This window comes from Kitasatospora sp. NPDC059673 (assembly GCF_042734215.1).
Classification (GTDB): domain Bacteria; phylum Actinomycetota; class Actinomycetes; order Streptomycetales; family Streptomycetaceae; genus Kitasatospora.
In genome coordinates, this window is the sequence record NZ_JBHWEN010000001.1 from 280,208 (window position 1) to 298,444 (window position 18,237).

Sequence of the window (18,237 nt, forward strand, 5' to 3'; positions counted from 1 at the left end):
CCGGACGGCGGGTTAGGTCATTTGACTGCCCCGTCGCGCCGGTGCGCTGCCGGTCGGACCGGTGTGCACGGACAGCACATGCGGGCCCGCCGGAGAGCGGATCAACGCTGGTCGAGCGCGTGTGCGAGGGCGGCCCGGGAGGCGATGCCGAGCTTCGGGAAGATCTTGTACAGGTGTGCCCCGACGGTGCGCGGCGACAGTTGGAGGCGGCGGCCGATCTCCTTGTTGGTCAGGCCGGTGGCGGCCAGCCGGGCGATCCGCAGTTCCTGCCCGGTCAGTTCGGTCGACTCCCCGCTCTGGCCGCCCGCGGGCGCCGTCACCGCCTCGCCGGCGGCCCGCAGTTCCTCCTCGCACCACTGCCTCCACGGCAGCGCCCGCAGGCGGCCGAAGTCGTGGTGCGCGGCGCGCAGCGCCTCCCGCGCGCCGGGCCGGTGGCGCCGGCGCAGCCACGACCCGTGGGCGAGCCGCAGCCGGGCCAGGTCGAACACCCACTGCTCGGCGCCGGGGACGGCGTACGCCGCCCGGTAGGCGTCCTCGGCGCTCTCGTCGTCGGCGGCCAGCGCGGTGGCGGCCGCGAACAGGAAGGCGTGCCGGTCGGAGATCGCCGCGGAGCCGGCCGCCCGCGCCGCTGCCAGGTGTGCCAGTGCCTCGTCCCGGCGGCCGGTGTGCACGGCGGCGGCGACCAGGTCGAGGATCAGCGCGTGCCGCCAGGGCGGCCCGCCGACGGGCCGGCCTGGCGGGGAGAGCGCGCACAGGTGTGCGTACGCCTCGTCGTGGCGGCGGTGGGCGGACGCGGCCAGCGCCCGTAGGTGGGTCAGCCGGTCCAGCACGTACCGCATCCGGGCCCGGGTGGCGATCGGGCGGATCGCGTCGTCGATCTCCCGCAGTCCGGCCTCGTCGCCGCGGCCGGCCAGGAAGTGCGCGTAGGACTGGCGGAAGATCAGGGCGTTGGTGCGGTAGCCGAGTTCGTCGGCGATCTCGGCCTCGCGCAGGCAGACCGGCGCCTGGTCCCAGCGGCCGAGCAGGAAGTCCTGGTGGGCCTTGGCCTTGGCGACCGAGCCCTGGGTGGCGTAGCCGTGCTGCCCGGCGTAGCGCTGCCACACCTCGCCCTCAGCGGAGTCGAGCGCGGAGGCCGTCCACAGCAGCAGCCAGGACGCGCCGGCCTCCTGGTCGGCCGGCAGGTCGCGGGCCAGTGCGAGCAGGGCGTCGGCGGTGCCGGGGCCGGGGCCGGTCCAGGCCTTCAGGCAGAGCCGGCCGGCCTCGGAGACCTGGTCGCGGTGCCGCTCCAGGGCCCGCCAGGTCCACGGGTCGTCGGTGTAGGCGGCGGCCAGCAGCAGCTTGAAGAAGGCCTGTTCGACCAGTCCGCCGAAGGTGTCGGCGCCCGGCGCGGTCAGCGCGTCGAGGGCGGCGGGCAGCAGCGCGGTGGAGGACTCGAAGTCGATGTGGTGGCTCTGGTCGGCGTAGACCACCGCGTACGCGAACAGCGGGGCGATGTCCGGCGGCACCGAACCGGCCGTCAACTCCTCGACCAGCGCGGCGGCGTGCCGCAGCTGCCCGCCCCGGGCCGCCATCACGGCCGCCCAGGTGAGCCGGCGGGCGCGGTTGCAGGAGCTGGTGCTGAGCACCGCGGCACGCTCCAGCAGCAGCGCGCCCTCCGCGTCGCCGCCGCGTGCGGCGAGGTCGCGGCCGGCCTCCTGGAGGCGGTCCGCGAGGGCGTCGTCGGGCAGCAGCGCGGCGGCGGCCTCGTGGGCGAGCCGGCGCGGGTCGTCGGGGGCGAGCGCCTCGGCCAGGTCGCGGTGGGCACGGCGGCGGTCGGCGTCGGAGGCGGCGGAGACCACGGCGGTGCGGGCCAGCGGGTGACGGAACACCAGCTGCCCGGTGTCGTCGAGCCGAGCGATGCCGTCCGCGTCGAGCCGGGCCAGGGCGTCCCCGAGGGCCCGACCGCCGCCCGCCCACAGCCAGCCGCCGCGGCCGAACCCGGAGCCGGTGGCGAGCGCCGCCATCAACAGCAACCGGCCTGCCTCGGGCGGCAGTTCGCCGAGCCGTTCGGCGAATATCCGCTCCAGCTTCCGGCCCAGCGGCAGCCGTTCCGGCAGGGGCGCGAGGCCGCGCTGCTGGGCGGCGGCCAGCTGCCCGGGCAGTTCGACCAGCGCCAGCGGGTTGCCGGCGGCCTCGGCGAGCACCCGGTCGCGGGTGGTGGCGGCGAGGTCGGGCCGGCGGCTGTCCAGCAGCGCCGCCGCGTCGGCCTCGGGCAGCGCGCCGACGTCCACCGCCTCGGCCGACCAGATCTGCCCGGACCGGCCGCCGGGGCGTCCGGCGGTGACCATCACCACCGGCAGGCAGCTGGCGCGGCGGTGCAGGAAGGCGAAGACCGTGGCGCTGGACGAGTCCAGCCAGTGCAGGTCGTCGAGGACCAGCAGCACGGGCGCGGTGCGGGCCGCCTCGTCCAGCAGGGTCAGCGCGGCCGCGCCGACGGCGAATCCGCTCGGCGTGCCGGAGCGGACGCCGAACGCGCTCTCCAGCGCCTCGCGCTGATGCTCCGTCAGCACGGTGGAGTGCTGGAGCAGCGCCCAGAACACCTGGTGCAGGGCACCGAACGCGAAGTCGGTCTCCGCCTCCGCGCCGACGGCACGCAGCACGGTGAACCCGCGTTCGCGGGCCTTGCGTTCGGCCCAGGCCAGCAGGGTGCTCTTGCCGACCCCGGCCTCGCCGCGCAGCAGCACGGTGGAGCCGCTGCCGTCCTCCTCGGCCTGCACCAGTGCCGTGGTCAGCAGTTCGGTCTCGCGCTGCCGTCCGACCAGGCCAGGAACGCTCCCGCCGTCCACCGTGCCTCATTCCCTCGGACGGCCCGGCCGGTCCGTGCCCCGGGGCCTCAGGGTATCGCCCGGCCCCGGGGTTTCGGCAGTACCTCCCTGAGCTGCGGTTTCACTCCCGGTGGAGCAGCGCCGTGACGCCGGAGCCGCGCCGTCAGCCCGCGGTGCGCCGCGCCCGCCACTGGCTCGGCGGGACGCCGTACGCGGCGCGGAAGGCCCGGCTGAAGTGCGCCGGGCTCACGAACCCCCAGCGCTGTGCGACCGCCGAGACCGGCGGACCGGCGGGGCCGCGCCGGGCGAGGTCCTGGGCGGACGCGTCCAGCCGGGCCCGCAGGATCAGCCGGCCGACCGTCACTCCCTCGCCCTCGAACAGCCGGTGCAGGTAGCGCACCGAGATGTGGTGGGCCCGGGCGATCGTCTCCGGCGACAGGTCCGGGTCGCCGAGGTTGCGCTCGATGTGCTCCCGGATCCGCCGGATCAGCGGGCCGTTGGGGGCGCGGGAGTCGTCGGCGGTCCGCGCCGCGGACAGTTGGGCGACCATCGTGCCCACCAGGTCGGCGACGCTGCCGGCCAGCCGGTCGGCGACCGGTGCGGCGTAGGAGGGCGCGGAGTCGGCCAGGGTCCGCAGGAACGGCAGCAGCACCGCCCCGAACCCGTCGGCCGCCGTCACCGGGGTGCCCGTCACCTGCTGCAACTCGCGCTCCGGGACGCCCAGCAGCCGGCGCGGCAGGTGGAACAGGTGCGCGCGGGACGGCCTCGGGTACTCGATGACGTACGCCCGTGCGGTGTCGTACAGGACGAACTCGCCCTGGCCCAGCACCGTCCGCTGCCCGTCCTGGGTGATCATGCACTCCCCGGCCAGCTGGAGCCCGATGCCGACCATCGGCTCCTGCCCTGCCCAGGCGTACCGGCCCGCGAGGCGGGGCGGCAGCGCCACGGCCGTCTCCAGCGTGGCGACCCGCAGGTACCCGAGCCGGGACAGCATCGCCCGCTCGCCCGGCGAAGCTCCCGCGAACGCCGGGTCCGGCGCGGCCGGCGGCCACGGCCACGCCGCGCCGGGCACGCACCCGTTCGCCATCCACACGCTCATCCGACTGCCTTCCGGGGTGTTGCCGAGCTTCGGGAGCACCTTGCGCAGCTGTGCCCCCGCCCGCGCGGAGCCCCAGGCTATCCCCCGCCGGTCCGGCCCGGCACCGCGCCCCTGAGCTGCGCCGATCACCCCGGTGAAGCAGGCCGGTTCACTCCCGGTAGAGCAGCGCGGTGAGGCCGGCCAGCGCCGCGCCCGCCACCAGCGCCCAGGCGAGCTGGCCGTGCAGGACCAGGACGGCGCCGGGGATCGCACCGGCCAGCATGGTGGCGACGGACAGGATGCGGCGGCGCTGGCGGGGTGCGGCGCCGCCGGCCAGGCGGGAGTCGGCGGCCAGGCCGGTCAGGGTGAGGGTGAGCACGGTGGTGGTGAGGTCGGGCACGCCGAGGGCGCGCACGGTGCCGTTGCGGATGCCCATCGCGACCGCGCCGAGCGTGATCACCGCGTACCGGGCGGCGGACCCCTCGACGCTCCAGGCGAACGCCACGGCGGCGGCCGCGCCGTGCAGCGCGACCTCCAGGGCCAGCGCGGCGCGCAGCCGGCCGGTGGGCCGCCCGGTGGTGAACCGGCCGGCCAGCACGGCGCCGAGCAGGAACGCGCCGAGCGAGGTCACCGAGGCGGCGACGGAGAAGCCGGGTGCGCCGGCCAGCGCGAACGCGATGACGACCACGTTGCCGGTCATGTTGGCGGTGAAGACGTGCCCGAGGCCGAGGTAGCTGACGGCGTCGATCAGTCCGCTGGCCATGGTGAGCCCGAACAGGGCCAGCGCCAGCGGGTGGCGGTCGGTGATCTGCGAGGTGGACGGGGCGGGGGGTGCGGGGGTGGACACGGCGGCGCCTCCGGAGTGCGGGATGCGGGCGGGGGCACCGCCGTTGGCACACACGGCGATGCCCCTGGACGAGGTGTGCGTCAGAGGAAGCAGGGGTCCTGCGGCGCCGCCGACTGCCCGGGAACGGCGTGCCCCCTGGCCAGTCGCCAGGCGTACTGCTCGTCGGAGGCGGCGGCGGCCTCCAGCACCCGGTCGGCCTGCCGGGCGCCGGCCAGGCCGGGTGCGGCGCCGGCCAGGCCGGGTGCGGGGCTGGCCTGGTACCCGCCGAAGCGGGCGACGGGGCTCCACTCGGGGCTGATGGCGGGCAGGTCGGCGGCCAGTCCCTCGTGCTCGGCGACGGCGTGCACGATCCGGCCGCCGACCACGGTGAGGACGGACTCGATGTGCGCGATGTCGGCCTCCTCGACCGTGAAGTAGTCGGCGCTGAGCACCGCCAGGTCGGCGTAACTGCCCACCACCAGACGGCCCTTGACGTCCTGCTCGCCGGTGAGGCGGGCGCCGCCGAGGGTGAACAGTTCGAGTGCCTGGGCGCGGTCGAGGCGGTTGTGCTCGGCGGCGAGGCGCCGCCCGCTGACGGCCCGGCCGGAGACCAGCCAGTGCAGGGCGACCCACGGGTTGTAGGAGGAGACCCGGGTGGCGTCGGTGCCGCCGGCGACGGTCAGGCCGCGGTCGAGCATGGCGCGCAGCGGCGGGGCCTCGGCAGCGGCGGCGGCGCCGTAGCGGCTGACGAACGCCTCGCCCTGGAAGGAGAGCCGGTTCTGCACGGAGACCGCGCCGCCGAGCGCGGCGATCCGGTCCAGGCTCTCGCCGCCGACGGTCTCGGCGTGGTCGAACAGCCAGCGGTTGCCCTGCGGGAAGAGTCCTTCGGCGGCGAGCTTCTCGAAGACGGCGAGGTCGCGCCGGATGGTCTCCTCGTAGGTGGCGTGCAGCCGAAAGCCCCAGCCGTTTTCCATCAGCAGCCGGACGGCCTTCTCGAACTCACTTTCGTAGGCGCCGAGTTGGGGGCGCGGTTCGGTGAAGTTCTCGAAGTCGGCGGCGGCCCAGGTGAGGTTCTCGCCGGCGCCGTTCAGCCGCAGCCACTCGTCGCCCTCGCCGGGGCGGACGGTGTCGATCCAGCGCTTGAGGTCGTCGAGTTCCTGTCCGGCGGTCTGCGGGAACAGGTGGTAGGCGATGCGCAGCGTCAGTTCGCCGCGGCGGGCGAGTTCCATGACGGTGCCGTAGTTCTCGGGGAACGCCTGGAAGCCGCCGGCGGCGTCGATCGCGGAGGTCAGTCCGAAGCGGTTGAGTTCGCGCAGGAAGTGCCGGGTGGAGTCGAGCTTGTCGGCCTCGTCGAGCGTCGGCGCCTTGGCGAGGGTGGAGTACAGCAGCAGGGCGCCGGGGGCGGCGATCAGCAGGCCGGTGGGTTCGCCGTCGTGGCCGCGGACGATCTGGCCGCCGGCCGGGTCGGGGGTGTCGCGGGTGAAGCCGGCGGCGCGCAGCGCGGCCTTGTTGAGCAGCGCCGACTGGTACAGGTGCAGCACGAAGACGGGGGTGTCGGGGGCGGCGGCGTTCAGCTCCGCGAGGGTGGGCAGCCGCCGTTCGGCGAACTGGTCGGCGGACCAGCCGCCGACCACCCGCACCCACTGGCCGGGCGGGGTGCGCTCGGCCTGCTCGCGCAGCATGGCGAGGGCCTGGCGGAGCGAGCGGACGCCGTCCCAGCGCAGTTCCATGACGTAGTTGAGGCCGCCGCGGATGACGTGCAGGTGCGCGTCGTTGAGCCCGGGGACGACGCGGCGGCCGAGGGCGTCGACCACCCGGGTGTGGGGGCCGACCAGCGCGGCGATGTCGGCGTCCTCGCCGACCGCCCGGATCACCCCGTCGCGGATCGCGACCGCGGTGGCCTGCGGGCGACCCGGGTCGTTGGTGTGCACCTTGGCGTTGCGGACGACCAGGTCGGCGGGCTGTTCGGGGGTGCCGGGGCGGATTCCGGCGACGGGCATGGTGGACAAGGCGGGTCCCCTTCGGGCGGTGCGGGTGGTGGTCAGTGGAAGCCGAGGACGGGGGCGGTCGGTCCGGACTGCGGCTGCTGGTCGGCGGCGGCGGCCTCCAGGGTCAGCGCGGCGAGTTCCCGCCCGGCGCGTTCGATCCGGGTGGGCAGGGTGTCGGTGTGCGAGTCGCCGGTGCCGCCCCAGTCCTCGGAGGCCGCGAACACGGCGGTCGGGGCGACCAGGGCGCGCTGGTAGGCGAACAGCGGGCGCAGCGCGTGGTCGAGGGCGAGGCTGTGCCGGGCGGTGCCGCCGGTCGCGCCGATCAGCACCGGTTTTCCGGCCAGCGCGCCGGGGTCGAGCAGGTCGAAGAAGGACTTGAACAGGCCGCTGAAGGACGCCGAGAAGATCGGCGAGACGGCGATCAGCGCGTCGGCGCCGCTCACCTCCTCCAGCGCGGTGCCGAGCGCGGGCGCCGGCCAGCCGGTCACCAGGTGGTTGGAGATCGGGCCGGCCAGCGGGCGCAACTCGTGCAGCTGGACGCGGACTTCGCGTCCGGTGGCGGCGAGCGCGGCGGTGGTGGCCTCGGTGAGGCGGTCGGCCAGCAGGCGGGTGGAGGAGGGGACGCTGAGGCCTCCGGAGACCACGGCGAGGGTGATCGCGCTCACTTGGCGCCCTCCGTCCGCTGCCCGGCCGCCACCAGCGAGGCGTGGGTGGGGGCGTCCGGCACCCCGGCGGGGCGCAGCTTCGCGAACTCCTCGCGCAGCACGGGGACGACCTCCTCGCCGAGGATGTCGAGCTGCTCCAGGACGGTCTTCAGCGGCAGGCCGGCGTGGTCCATCAGGAACAGCTGGCGCTGGTAGTCGCCGACCGCGTCGCGGAAGCCGAGGGTGCGTTCGATGACCTGCTGCGGGCTGCCGACGGTCAGCGGGGTCGCCTCGGTGAACTCCTCCAGCGAGGGGCCGTGGCCGTAGACGGGGGCGTTGTCGAAGTAGGGGCGGAACTCGCGCACCGCGTCCTGCGAGTTCTTCCGCATGAACACCTGCCCGCCGAGGCCGACGATCGCCTGCTCGGGGGTGCCGTGGCCGTGGTGGGCGAACCGGGTGCGGTACAACTCGACCATCCGCCGGGTGTGTTCCTGCGGCCAGAAGATGTTGTTGTGGAAGAAGCCGTCGCCCCAGTAGGCGGCCTGTTCGGCGATCTCGGGGCTGCGGATGGAGCCGTGCCAGACGAACGGCGGGTTGTCGTCGAGCGGGCGCGGGGTGGCGGTGAAGCCCTGCAGCGGGGTGCGGAAGCGGCCCTCCCAGTCGACCACGTCCTCGCGCCAGAGCCGGCGCAGCAGCGCGTAGTTCTCGGTGGCGAGCGCGATGCCCTGCCGGATGTCCTGGCCGAACCACGGGTAGACCGGGCCGGTGTTGCCGCGGCCGAGCATCAGATCGACCCGGCCGTCGGCGACGTGCTGGAGCATCGCGTAGTCCTCGGCGATCTTCACCGGGTCGTTGGTGGTGATCAGCGTGGTCGCGGTGGACAGCACGATCCGCTCGGTCTTCGCCGCGATCCAGCCGAGCATGGTGGTCGGCGAGGACGGCACGAACGGCGGGTTGTGGTGCTCGCCGGTGGCGAAGACGTCGAGGCCGACCTCCTCCGCCTTGAGCGCGATCGCCAGGATCGCCTTGATCCGCTCCCCCTCGCTGGGCGCCCGCCCGGTGGTCGGATCGACCGTCACGTCGCCGACGCTGAATATCCCGAACTGCACGGGGTGGTACCGCCCTTTCACTGGCTGCGCACGACCCGATCGGGCCGCGCCTCGACCGTACGCAGCGGGCGGGGGGCCGAACGCCGTTCCAGCGCATGGCCAATTGCCCTGGAGTGCACTGAAGTTGCCGCCCCCGGACGGTGTGCGTTGTGAGAACAGCGCCGGGCGCGCAGCGGGCAGAACCGGCCGCCGATCGCGGATTAGCTTGGTGGACGTGGCACCCCGGCAGAACCGGCTGAGTGCCCGACGCCCCGTCAATTCCCCCCGATTTCCCACGAAGAAGGAACCGTCATGGTCGACTTCGCCAACGTCAAGGCTGCCCCGAGCCCGGACCTGCTCACCCCCGACAACTCGATGATGCTGTTCGTCGACCACCAGCCGCAGATGTTCTTCGGCACCGGCTCCGGCGACCGCACCTCGATCATCAACTCGACCGTGGGCCTGGCCAAGGCCGCGAAGATCTTCGACGTGCCGGTGGTCCTGTCGACCGTCGCCGCCGAGTCCTTCTCCGGCCCGATCCTGCCGCAGCTGAAGGCGGTCTTCCCCGACCACCGGATCATCGACCGCACCTCGATGAACGCCTGGGAGGACGAGGCGCTGGTCGAGGCCGTCAAGGCCACCGGCCGTAAGAAGATCATCCTGTCGGGTCTGTGGACCGAGGTCTGCCTGGTCCTGCCGGCGCTCTCGGCGCTCGGCCAGGGCTACGAGGTGTACGTCGTGGCGGACGCCTCCGGTGGCGTCAGCCCGCTGGCCCACGAGCACGCCCTGCAGCGGATGACCGCCGCCGGCGCCGTGCCCGTCACCTGGGTGCAGGTCCTGCTGGAGCTCCAGCGCGACTGGGCCCGCTCGGAGACCTACGTCGCCGTCACCGACCTGGTCAAGGAGCACGGCGGCGCCTACGGCATGGGCGTGTTCTACGCCCAGTCGATGATCAACCCGCACGCCGCGGGCTGACCGACATGAACACCGGTCTCCTCCTGCTCCGCCTGGTCGTCGGCCTGCTGATCGCCGGACACGGCGTCCAGAAGGTCAGTTACCACCTGGGCGGCAGCGGACTGGCGGGCGGCACCGCCGAATTCCGGGGTGACGGCTTCCGGGGCGGGATGCTCACCGCCCTGGCGGCCGGCGGTACCCAGATCGGCGCCGGGCTGATGCTCGCCGCCGGCCTGCTCACCCCGCTGGCGGGCGCGGGCGTCATGGGCGTCATGACCGTCGCCCTGACGGTCAAGTGGCCGCACGGCCTGTGGGTCCAGCACGACGGCTACGAGTTTCCGTTCGTCCTGATCGTGGTCGCCGCCGCACTCACCGCCACCGGCCCCGGCCAGTGGTCGGTGGACGGCGCGCTCGGCCTGGCCGACTGGCCCCTGTGGTGCCTCGCCCCGGCGCTGGTCGCCGGTGTCGGTGGTGGTCTGGCCACCCGGTTCGCCCTGCACCGCAAGTAAGGGCAGCACCGCAGACGGGCTCGGGCCCCTGGAGCGAGCGATCGCCCAGGGGCCCGAGCCCGTCTGCGCTCCATCAACTCCCCCATTCCCCAGCGCAAGGAGCAGAACAGATGACGGCAGCGACGACGGAAGAGCACCGGCAGGCCGCCCCCGCACCCCGGCCCGAGCTGCACACCATGACCAGGATCAGCCTGCGGCCGATCGCCTCCCCGATGCCGCTCGGCTTCTTCGCGGTGGCGATCGCCTCGGCCGTCACCAGCAGTCTTCAGCTCGGCCTGATCGACGGCGCGTACCGGCAGGCCGTGTCGCTCACCGTGTTCTCCGCCTTCGTCCTCCAACTGCTCGTCGGCATCCTGGCGTTCGGCGCCCGGGACGTGATCGCGGCGACCCTGATGGCCGGGTTCGCCGGGGCCTGGCTGTCCTTCGGCCTGGTCACCGCGACGGACGCGCCCGGCGGCGCCCGGGTGCTGGGCGTGCTGAACCTGACGTTCACGGTCTTCGCCGCCCTGATGGCCTCGGTGGCCCGGCCGAAGAAGGCCCTGTGGGCGGTCCTGCTGGTCGCCACCCCGCGCTACCTGGTGGCCGGCCTGGCGGGCGTCACCGGCGTCGAATGGCTGGGCCGCGCCGCCGGCGGGCTCGGCATGCTCCTCACCCTGGTCGCGATGTACACGGCGTACGCCCTGATGCTGGAGGAGCTGCGCGGCCGCGACGTCCTGCCGATCGGCCGCAGCGGCCCCGTCGAGCACGCCATGCACGCCGAACTCGCCGAGCAGTTGCACCGTTTGGAGCGCCAGGCGGGTGTCCGCCGCACCCTCTGACCCGGACAGCGGAGAAGGGGCCGTCGAAAGACGGCCCCTTCTCGGTGTGTGCACCGGCGCGTGTCTACAGCTCCGGGGTCTCGACCAGGTGCTCGGCGAGGAACCACACCTGGGTCTCGCCGCCGCGGATGATCTGCGAGACCAGCAGGTCCTGGGTGCCGTCGTCGCCGAGCTCGGCGGTGCGGGTGGCGGCGTCCCGGGCGTCGGTGAGGATGCGCTCGTGCGCGTCCAGCAGCCGGGAGAGCATCGAACGCACGTCGTCGATGCCGTCCGGGGGCCGCGGCACCCCGGTGATCTCGGCGGCGTGCCGCAGGTCGCCGACCGCGACGCCGCCGAGGGTCTGCACCCGCTCGGCGAGCGCGTCGATCAGCTCCAGCTGCTCCTGGGCGTGCTTGTCGAAGAGCAGGTGCAGCTGGTAGGCCGTCGGGCCGCGCATGCCCCAGTGGTACTTCTTGTACAGCCCGTACAGGAACTGGGTGTCCGCGAGGACGCGGTTGAGGCGCTGCGTCGAGTACAGGCGGGCGTCGTGCGACAGCGCGATCGGCAGCTGCGTGACGGTGCCGAACTCCTGGACGGCGGGCCCGCGCTGGTGCAGGCGAGGCTGGCTGGACATGGTGCTCCTGGGGAATCGTCTCGGGGTCGGAAGGGCATCAGCGTAGGAACCCCGCGGCCCGCGGCCTGTCCTGACCGCGCACCGGTCGCAGCCGCTGAGCGCACCCGCCGGGGCAGTTGACGGCCGGTCGGCGTGGAAGGCGCTCTGGGACGACCGGATGTGCTCTCCTGGACGAGCCACCGCCTCCCGGCACTCCTAGCGTGTGACTCGTCAACAGCCCGCCAGCCGGGCCGACTTCCCCCGAACGAGAGTGAACTGCCATGCCGTACATCACCGTTGGCCAGGAGAACACCACCTCCATCGACGTCTACTACGAGGACCACGGCACCGGCCAGCCGGTCGTCCTGATCCACGGCTTCCCGCTCAACGGCCACTCCTGGGAGCGCCAGGAGGCCGCGCTGCTGGAGGCCGGCTACCGGGTCATCACGTACGACCGCCGCGGCTTCGGCCAGTCCTCGCAGACCACCACCGGCTACGACTACGACACCTTCGCCGCCGACCTGAACACCGTGCTGGAGACCCTCGACGTCCGGGACGCCGTCCTGGTCGGCTTCTCGATGGGCACCGGCGAGGTCGCCCGCTACGTGTCGACCTACGGTTCGGCCCGGATCGCCAAGGTCGCCTTCCTGGCCTCGCTGGAGCCGTTCCTGCTGCTGACCGACGACAACCCGGAGGGCGCGGCCCCGAAGGAGTTCTTCGACGGCGTCATCGCCGCGGTGAAGGCCGACCGCTACGCCTACTACCGCGACTTCTTCGAGAACTTCTACAACCTGGACGAGAACCTCGGCTCCCGGATCAGCGAGGAGGCCGTCCGCAACAGCTGGAACGTCGCGGCCGGCGGCGGCGCCTTCGCGGCCTCGGCCGCGCCCGCCACCTGGTACACGGACTTCCGCGCCGACCTGCCCAAGATCGACGTCCCGGCGCTGATCCTGCACGGCACCGGTGACCGCATCCTGCCGGTCGAGAACACCGCCCGCCCGTTCCACCGCGCGCTGCCCGCCGCCGACTACGTCGAGATCGAGGGCGCGCCGCACGGCCTGCTCTGGACCCACGCCGAGGAGGTCAACACCGCGCTGCTGGCCTTCCTGGCCAAGTAATCCGGCCCGACCGCGCCAGACCCGCGCCCGGCATCCGCATCCCGCGGACGCCGGGCGCGAACCATTTCCCGACAGCCCGCCACCAGCCGCCAGCCACTTCGCGGATCGGCTCGCCAACGGCGCCCGGCCACGAGACTCGCCACGGCGTGCGAGACGACGGCGAGTTCCAACACCCGGGCGCCCGCCGGAGGGGGCCGGTCAGGCGGGGTGGATGCCGTCGGCGCGGGCGGCGGCGTAGGCCTGCCACTGCCGGGGGGAGACGCCGTAGGTCTCGCGGAACGCGCGGGAGAAGTGCGAGTGGCTGACGAAGCCCCAGCGGTGCGCGACGGCAGAGACGCTGGTCTGCCGGCGCGAGGGGCGTTCCAGTTCGCGGCGGCAGGCGTCCAGGCGCCGCTGTCGCACCCACTGGCCGACCGTCGTGCCGTCCTGCTGGAACAGCTTGTGCAGGTAGCGCACCGAGATGTGCTGCGAGCGGGCGATCGACTCGGGCGACAGCTCCGGGTCGGCGAGGTTCTCCTCGATGTGCTCGCGCAGCCGCGCGAGCATCTCGCCCGCGCCGGACGGCTGTTCGGCGCTCTCGCGCTCCAGCAGTTCGGTCACCAGGATCGCGATGATGTCGGAGACGCTGCGCGCCAGGTGGTTGCCGGGCCGCGCCCGGTGGGCCCGGGACTGGCCGGCCAGGGTGCGCAGGAACTGCGAGGCGAGCGCGCCGACGCCCGCGTCGCCGCGCGCCAGCAGTCCGCCGGTGCGCCGTACGTCGGCCTGCCGGACGCCCAGGTAGAAGCACGGGACGCGGAACCGGAGCATCCGGCACTCGGCGTCGCGCAGCAGGCCCGCCGGGTGCGGGGTGGTGCCGATCAGCAGGTCGCCGGGCGCCAGCACGGTGCAGACTTCGCCCTTCCGCAGCGAGGCCGTGCCCTGGACGTGCAGGGCGAGGTACAGGCAGTCCTCGGGGTCGCTGCCGGGCGGCGGGGCGAGGATGTCTGTGACGCCGCCGAGGAGGGCCTGGTCGAGCAGCGAGCAGTCTTTTTCGGGCATGGGTGAGGAACCCGAGGGGATCACGGGAGTCTCCGACCGGTCGATGGTGGTGCGAATTGCCGGGCCGGGCAGGCCCGGGGAGAGGAACTTCTCCACGGCGGCGTTGACCTCGTCGGGGTTCTCCGGAAACGGGAAGTCGCCGGAGTACCGGCTGGTGCGGATCAGCCGCACCAGCGGGTCGTCCGGGACGACGGAGCGGCCCGGTTCCTCGGCCGGCCCGTCCAGCGGGGCCCCGAGTGCCTCGCCGCCAGGACGAGCGCGATGGATCAACCTCGTCATGATCAAGCCTCCCGCCGCATTCATACAAGAAGCCAAACTCGATGGCCAAACGTTCAACAAACCGAGAAAACCACCCCGCCGACCGCCCCCGACACCCTTCCGCAGCCCGCAGCGAAAGCGCGAAGTCCACTTCGCCCCAAGTGAGTTGACGATCGCCTCCGCTCTCGCGTGCCGCTGCCGCGCCGGGCGGTCCCGCCCCCGGCGGCGGGCGAACGGTGCACGGATCGTCACGTCGCCGTGCATCTCCGGAACATCCGCGCGACCGGCCCGCGCGTAACCTGCCGGAAGGCTCCACCCCCCTCTGACTCCCCGCAGGCAGCTCCAGGACCAGGGGGCGAGAGCACCTCGCTGCCGCCGACCGGCCGCACCTTCGCCCGCGCGCAGCCCGGACGGCCCCGCCCGTCCCCCGCGCCGGGCCCGTCCCGACACCGATCCAGGAGAACCCCATGCCCGCCCCCCACCCGCTGTCCGACCCGCAGCCGGAGGCCATCAGCACCGACCTCGCGCTCGACGCCCGGATCGTCCTCGGCGAGCAGCAGTCCATCGACGTCCCCGTCCGCCTCGGCTACTGCGCCGACGACCCGTACGCCGTCGCCCTGGAATTCCTCGGCCAGGCCGCCGAGGCGGGCGTCTGGCAGTTCTCCCGCGACCTGCTCTGGGACGGCCTGCAGAAGCCCGCCGGACTCGGCGACGTGCGCATCTGGCCGCCCTGCCCCTGCCACGGCCGCACCGAGCTGCGGATCATGCTCCAGGGCGAGGACGGCAGCGTGCTGCTCGACCTGCCGGCCCGCCAGATCCGCCGCTGGCTGCGCCGCGACACCTTCACCCTCGTCCCGCCCGGCACCGAGGACACCCGGATCGACTGGGACGCCGAACTGCACAGCCTGACCGGCTGACGCTCAGCCCTCCGACCGGCCGAGCAGCTGCCACTCCCGCGGTGTCATCCCGAAGGACTCCCGGAACGCCCGGCTGAAATGGCTGGAGTTGACGAAGCCCCAGCGCCGGGCGATCGCCGCCACGCCGAACTGCCCGGCCGTCGGCCGGCGCAGATCCCGGCCGCACCGCTCCAGGCGCTGCGCGCGGATCCATGCCCCGACCGTGGTCCCCTCCTGCTGGAACAGCTTGTGCAGGAACCGCACCGAGACCTGGGTGGCCTCCGCGATGGCGGACGGCGACAGGTCCGGGTCCGGGAGGTTGCGCAGGATGTGGTCCTTGATCCGCTCCAGCGAGGCGGCGCTGTGCGCCTGCTTCGGCCGCCGGCGCCCGCACCGGTCCTCGACCAGCAGCGCCAGCAGGTCGAGCGCGGTCGCCGCGGCCCGCCGCCCGACCGCCTCGTCCAACGCCGGCGCCTCGCGGGCCATTCCCGCCAGGTAGGTCGCCACCAGTGCGGCACTGCCCTCGGCGGGGTTGAAGGCGGTCGCGGTCAGCGCGCGCAGATCCCGTTCCTGGACGTCGAGTTCGGCGCGCGGGAACTGGAACGACGTGAACACGAAGTCCTCGTCCACCCGCTTGCGGAAGGTCCGGGACGCGTCGGTGATCGAGAACGCCCCGGGCCGGATCAGCGACTCCCGGCCGTCCTGCTCCTTGAGCGCGGTGCCGCGCTGCTGGAGCGTCAGGATCAGCGCGGCGGAGTCGTCTTCCGCGATCATGCGCCGGGTGCGGGTCACCGTCTGCGGCCCGGCCTGCACCTGGAGGATCCGCACCGGACCGAGCCGGTGGCAGACGATCGTCCCCGGCGACGGCTCCGCCTCCAGGAACTCCACGGCCATCGGTACGAACGCGGTGGACACCGCCTCGTGCCAGCTCTCCGCACGCTCGGCGGCGGACAGCGGTCCGGTGGAGAGTTCGGCGGGCACGGGGAATTCCTCTCGTTTCGGCGCCGGCCCGTCGGGAGCCGGCGTCGAAATCACACCATCTCCGCACGCCCCGGCCCAATTCGGGGCCCCTGCACGCCAGGGCGCCGGCGGGAGCAGTGCCTCCCGCCGGCGCCCGGCTCACACCTGTCGGCCGGTCAGAGTGCGGACACCCAGTACCGGTCGAAGGTCATCGTCCCGTTGCCCGAGGCGCCGGTGCGGGTACCGGTCGTGGTGGTGGCCAGGGTGTACCAGGAGTCGACGTAGTCCGGGTCATCGGTCCACCAGGAGGACGGCATCGCGTCGATGACCGCGTTGACCAGCGGGATGTACGCGCCCTGGTCGGTGATGGTCAGCAACACGGCCGCGAGCGCCTTGGCCAGCGAGGAGTAGTTGGTGTCGCCGTCGTCCTCCATCATTACGACGTCGGCCAGGTTGTACTTGTACAGCGACCAGTTCACCAGGATCTGGTTCGGGTAGTACGTCTTGTTGGCGTCGTCCAGGTACGGCATGGTCACGGTGTCGACCCGCACCTTGCCGTCCAGGCCGAAGCCGGTGACCAGGTCGAAGATCTCCGCGGAACCCTTGAACCAGGGCTCCTTGACGTCCTTGACCGTGACGGCGGTGACCCGGCTGGTCCAGAAGCCGGTGGCGGCCGCGGCGCTGTTCACCGGCGCGCTCACCGGCGCTCGGAGACCGGCGGCGGCGAGCTCCTGCTGGAGCACCTTCATGCCGGCCTCGGTGGCCTTGTCGGTGTCCACGTCCACCAGGATGACCGGGCGGTCGGGGGCGTGGTCGGCGGCCAGGTTGTACGCCTTGCCGGTGCTGTCGTACGCGAGGACCACGGCGGCGTTGTCGTCCGAGGGCGAGGAGGCCACCAGCGGCTCCATGCCCTCGACGGCGGCGCCGACCAGACGGGCCTGGAGCAGCGGGCCGACCTCCGCGCCGAGCCCCTTGGCGTCGGCGACCTGACGGTCCGCCTTCGCGAGGTGCGCACCGAGACCGGCCGCGGCGGCGGTCGCCGACCCGGCGGTGAGGCCGCGCAGGCCGACCGCCTTGCCCTCGGCGAGAGCACCGGAGACCTGGCGCTGCCAGGCCTTGTCGCCGAGCGACAGCGCGAGGGAACGCGCGGTGCCGTCCTCGATGGCGTCCACGGCCGAGACGCGCGCCACGTGCCGCTGGGGGGCGGGAACGGGGGCCGCGGCCGCCAGGCCCGGTGCGGCGGTGACGGCGAGGCCGGTCAGCGTGAGACCGGTCAGCACCGCACGGAACCGCTGTGCAGAGTGCAGGGAGAACATGGGGGAGCCTCCACCTGTGGTGGCCGCCCGGTTCCGGGCAGGCCATGAACGCCGGCCCCGGGTCGGGTCCGGCGTGATGGTTCCAGGAGCGGCACCATGGTGGGGTATCGGACGTCTACGCGAATAGACCCCGCGCGACCGTCCAGTACGACCGGTCACGAAGTGTCCGGAATGTCTGTGCCAAATCGTGACCGTGTCTGCTCAAAATCTCCCGCGGGGCCGCGAACGGAGCGGACGCGAAACCAAGGAGAGCACCACCAGAGGCACGGGAACCGCGCGACAAGGCACACCCGTCCGCAAGGGTCGCGATCACGTGCGAGCGCCCCTGTTTTCGCGCCCGATCTGCGTTTCGCACCCGCCGGGACAGCTTCTGCACGGATGATGGGGGCCGCCCGTGCGCCCGTCGATACCAGGAGACCGTCCCGTGCCCGAAGAGCCCCTCCCCGAGGCCGAGTTGTGGCTGCTGCTCGGCCCCGCCGTGCTGGAATCCCCGGTGGCGAAGCGGCTGGCCCGGGATTTCGCCGCGGCGTTCGGCCCGCGGTTCGCGGTCGTGCCGACCGATCGCCTGCTGCTCGGCGTGACGGGCGGGAAGCTGACCTTGTACGACTTGACCGGGCGTCCGGTCACCCCGCCCCGGGTGGCCGTGGTGCGCCTGGCGATGACCTCGCTGAGCAGCGACCGGGAGATCACCCTGCTGCGTCAACTCCAGGCGATGGGCACCGAGTTGATCAACCCGGCGGAGTCGATCCTGACCTGCGTCAACAAGTTCTGGCAGCTCCAGCGGCTCGCCGGGGCCGGCCTGCCCGTCCCCGACACCCGCACCTACACCGACACCCGGCCGGACCGGGCGCTGGTCGGGATCCCCGAGCCGTGCGTGGTGAAGGCCGTGCGCGGCAGTGGCGGCCACCAGGTCTTCCTGGCGCGGGACGCCGCGACGGTGGCCGACGTCCAAGGTTGCCTGCGCCCCGATGTGCCGTTCCTGTTCCAGCGCTACGTCGCACATTCGCACGGCCGCGACCTGCGGGTGATCGTGGTGGACGGCCGCCCGGTGGCCGTCGGGCTGCGCAGCTCCGCCAACGGCCTGATGCAGTCGAACGTTTCACTCGGCGGCACCGTCGAGCCGTGCCCGGGCCGCTACCCGGCGGCGGAGCAACTGGCGGTGCGGGCCGCCGAAGAAGTCGGCCTGGTGCTGGCCGGCATCGACCTGCTCTTCGAGGAGGACGGCACCTTCACCGTGTGCGAAGTGAACGCCAACGTCCGCTGGGGCGAGCGGGTCACGCAGGTGACCGACGCCCTGATCGCCGCGTGCGCGGGCAGGCTGACCTGACGTCCGCCGCGAGCAGACCGACC

16 protein-coding genes are annotated in these 18,237 nt (G+C 73.4%); 6 read left to right on the forward strand and 10 right to left on the reverse strand.

Annotated elements, in window-relative coordinates; all coding sequences use genetic code 11:
• Positions 1–101: 101 nt before the first annotated feature.
• The 6 genes from ACFV18_RS01165 to ACFV18_RS01190 form a co-directional block, all read right to left on the reverse strand.
• Positions 102–2,825 (reverse strand): ATP-binding protein, encoded by a 2,724-nt coding sequence (locus ACFV18_RS01165; protein WP_380478078.1) that lies wholly within the window; start codon positions 2,823–2,825, stop codon positions 102–104.
• 142 nt (positions 2,826–2,967) lie between these two features.
• The gene (locus ACFV18_RS01170; RefSeq protein WP_380478079.1) at positions 2,968–3,903 is read right to left on the reverse strand and encodes a helix-turn-helix domain-containing protein; all 936 of its coding nucleotides are present in this window, start codon (positions 3,901–3,903) and stop codon (positions 2,968–2,970) included.
• Between the two features lie 148 nt (positions 3,904–4,051).
• Complete coding sequence (locus tag ACFV18_RS01175; protein WP_380478080.1) at positions 4,052–4,729, reverse strand: YoaK family protein; 678 nt, start codon at positions 4,727–4,729, stop codon at positions 4,052–4,054.
• A gap of 80 nt (positions 4,730–4,809) precedes the next feature.
• The gene (locus ACFV18_RS01180; protein ID WP_380478306.1) at positions 4,810–6,708 is read right to left on the reverse strand and encodes an amidohydrolase; all 1,899 of its coding nucleotides are present in this window, start codon (positions 6,706–6,708) and stop codon (positions 4,810–4,812) included.
• A 41-nt stretch (positions 6,709–6,749) separates the two neighbouring features.
• Positions 6,750–7,361, reverse strand: a complete 612-nt coding sequence (locus tag ACFV18_RS01185; RefSeq protein WP_380478081.1) for a CE1759 family FMN reductase — start codon at positions 7,359–7,361, stop codon at positions 6,750–6,752.
• On the reverse strand, positions 7,358–8,449 hold the full coding sequence (locus ACFV18_RS01190; RefSeq protein ID WP_380478082.1) for an LLM class flavin-dependent oxidoreductase: 1,092 nt from the start codon (positions 8,447–8,449) through the stop codon (positions 7,358–7,360). Before ACFV18_RS01190 ends, ACFV18_RS01185 begins: the two co-directional genes overlap by 4 nt.
• 291 nt (positions 8,450–8,740) lie before the next feature.
• On the opposite strand from ACFV18_RS01190, the gene ACFV18_RS01195 reads away from it, so the two are divergent.
• From ACFV18_RS01195 to ACFV18_RS01205, 3 genes are all read left to right on the forward strand, one after another.
• Complete coding sequence (locus ACFV18_RS01195) at positions 8,741–9,403, forward strand: hydrolase (RefSeq protein ID WP_380478083.1); 663 nt, start codon at positions 8,741–8,743, stop codon at positions 9,401–9,403.
• A 5-nt stretch (positions 9,404–9,408) separates the two neighbouring features.
• A complete protein-coding gene (locus ACFV18_RS01200) occupies positions 9,409–9,891 on the forward strand; it encodes a DoxX family protein (RefSeq protein WP_380478084.1) in 483 nt (160 codons plus the stop codon).
• A gap of 110 nt (positions 9,892–10,001) precedes the next feature.
• Positions 10,002–10,709, forward strand: coding sequence for an acetate uptake transporter family protein (locus tag ACFV18_RS01205; protein ID WP_380478085.1), 708 nt, complete (start codon positions 10,002–10,004; stop codon positions 10,707–10,709).
• A 64-nt stretch (positions 10,710–10,773) separates the two neighbouring features.
• Here the strand turns inward: ACFV18_RS01205 and ACFV18_RS01210 are convergent, their stop codons facing one another.
• Positions 10,774–11,322: a Dps family protein gene (locus ACFV18_RS01210; protein ID WP_380478086.1), complete on the reverse strand. Its 549-nt coding sequence runs from the start codon at positions 11,320–11,322 to the stop codon at positions 10,774–10,776.
• Positions 11,323–11,582: 260 nt separating this feature from the next.
• Between ACFV18_RS01210 and ACFV18_RS01215 the strand changes: the two genes are divergently transcribed.
• Positions 11,583–12,419 (forward strand): alpha/beta fold hydrolase, encoded by an 837-nt coding sequence (locus ACFV18_RS01215; protein ID WP_380478087.1) that lies wholly within the window; start codon positions 11,583–11,585, stop codon positions 12,417–12,419.
• 198 nt (positions 12,420–12,617) lie between these two features.
• Here ACFV18_RS01215 and ACFV18_RS01220 read toward each other — a convergent pair whose 3' ends face one another.
• Positions 12,618–13,736 carry a helix-turn-helix domain-containing protein gene (locus tag ACFV18_RS01220; RefSeq protein ID WP_380478088.1) on the reverse strand — a complete coding sequence of 373 codons (1,119 nt, stop codon included), beginning with the start codon at positions 13,734–13,736 and terminating at the stop codon, positions 12,618–12,620.
• Between the two features lie 446 nt (positions 13,737–14,182).
• Between ACFV18_RS01220 and ACFV18_RS01225 the strand changes: the two genes are divergently transcribed.
• Complete coding sequence (locus ACFV18_RS01225) at positions 14,183–14,632, forward strand: SsgA family sporulation/cell division regulator (RefSeq protein ID WP_380478089.1); 450 nt, start codon at positions 14,183–14,185, stop codon at positions 14,630–14,632.
• 3 nt (positions 14,633–14,635) lie between these two features.
• Here ACFV18_RS01225 and ACFV18_RS01230 read toward each other — a convergent pair whose 3' ends face one another.
• Both ACFV18_RS01230 and ACFV18_RS01235 read right to left on the reverse strand, forming a co-directional pair.
• Positions 14,636–15,592, reverse strand: coding sequence for a helix-turn-helix domain-containing protein (locus tag ACFV18_RS01230; RefSeq protein WP_380478090.1), 957 nt, complete (start codon positions 15,590–15,592; stop codon positions 14,636–14,638).
• Positions 15,593–15,747: 155 nt separating this feature from the next.
• Positions 15,748–16,887, reverse strand: a complete 1,140-nt coding sequence (locus ACFV18_RS01235) for a DUF3103 family protein (protein ID WP_380478091.1) — start codon at positions 16,885–16,887, stop codon at positions 15,748–15,750.
• A gap of 424 nt (positions 16,888–17,311) precedes the next feature.
• On the opposite strand from ACFV18_RS01235, the gene ACFV18_RS01240 reads away from it, so the two are divergent.
• On the forward strand, positions 17,312–18,214 hold the full coding sequence (locus ACFV18_RS01240) for a RimK family alpha-L-glutamate ligase (protein ID WP_380478092.1): 903 nt from the start codon (positions 17,312–17,314) through the stop codon (positions 18,212–18,214).
• Positions 18,215–18,237 lie beyond the last annotated feature (23 nt).

What these genes read in the sequence shown, in the direction of transcription:
- ACFV18_RS01210 (WP_380478086.1), bottom strand. Translation starts at nt 11,322, where the DNA reads ATGTCCAGCCAGCCTCGCCTGCACCAGCGCGGGCCCGCCGTCCAGGAG.
- ACFV18_RS01170 (WP_380478079.1), bottom strand. Translation starts at nt 3,903, where the DNA reads ATGAGCGTGTGGATGGCGAACGGGTGCGTGCCCGGCGCGGCGTGGCCG.
- ACFV18_RS01225 (WP_380478089.1), top strand. Translation starts at nt 14,183, where the DNA reads ATGCCCGCCCCCCACCCGCTGTCCGACCCGCAGCCGGAGGCCATCAGC.
- ACFV18_RS01235 (WP_380478091.1), bottom strand. Translation starts at nt 16,887, where the DNA reads ATGTTCTCCCTGCACTCTGCACAGCGGTTCCGTGCGGTGCTGACCGGT.
- ACFV18_RS01220 (WP_380478088.1), bottom strand. Translation starts at nt 13,736, where the DNA reads ATGACGAGGTTGATCCATCGCGCTCGTCCTGGCGGCGAGGCACTCGGG.
- ACFV18_RS01205 (WP_380478085.1), top strand. Translation starts at nt 10,002, where the DNA reads ATGACGGCAGCGACGACGGAAGAGCACCGGCAGGCCGCCCCCGCACCC.
- ACFV18_RS01200 (WP_380478084.1), top strand. Translation starts at nt 9,409, where the DNA reads ATGAACACCGGTCTCCTCCTGCTCCGCCTGGTCGTCGGCCTGCTGATC.
- ACFV18_RS01180 (WP_380478306.1), bottom strand. Translation starts at nt 6,708, where the DNA reads ATGCCCGTCGCCGGAATCCGCCCCGGCACCCCCGAACAGCCCGCCGAC.
- ACFV18_RS01195 (WP_380478083.1), top strand. Translation starts at nt 8,741, where the DNA reads ATGGTCGACTTCGCCAACGTCAAGGCTGCCCCGAGCCCGGACCTGCTC.
- ACFV18_RS01215 (WP_380478087.1), top strand. Translation starts at nt 11,583, where the DNA reads ATGCCGTACATCACCGTTGGCCAGGAGAACACCACCTCCATCGACGTC.